The following is a 288-nucleotide window of genomic DNA, read 5'->3' as shown; positions in this document are numbered from 1 at the left end:
CTCCCTAATTAATTGATTCAATAGTTTGGGATTTATATTTAAAATATAATTTATAGGTCCAAGACCAACCTCTGTAAAACAGACGACACTCCTCTAGGTTGTAAACAGGAATGGCTAAATGAAAAGGTGATACTGTACTCATAATTTAATGGTCTTTGCGTCTGTTTCTAATTGGTCGCTCACGATTAGGTCGCCCTCCTTTAGTTGATTCTCTATTAGGTTGATCTTTTGGTTTGACTCTGTCTTTAGTTGGTGTGTCTTTCACAGGTCTACTAGATCTAGAAGGAC

General features: G+C 36.8%; 1 protein-coding gene. It reads right to left on the bottom strand.

What is annotated here, in order from left to right:
• Nucleotides 1-4 precede the first annotated feature (4 nt).
• Entirely contained in the window at nucleotides 5-142 is a 138-nt protein-coding gene (locus V6251_RS15350) for a hypothetical protein (RefSeq protein ID WP_341589021.1), read from the bottom strand.
• Between the last annotated feature and the right edge of the window lie 146 nt (nucleotides 143-288).

The sequence above is a fragment of the Olleya sp. Ti.3.14 genome (assembly GCF_038154885.1).
Classification (GTDB): Bacteria; Bacteroidota; Bacteroidia; order Flavobacteriales; family Flavobacteriaceae; genus Olleya.
This window is presented reverse-complemented; position numbering and strand designations above follow the sequence as displayed.

Excerpts from the sequence above, each read along its gene's own strand:
- V6251_RS15350 (WP_341589021.1), bottom strand. The coding sequence starts at position 142 with ATGAGTACAGTATCACCTTTTCATTTAGCCATTCCTGTTTACAACCTA.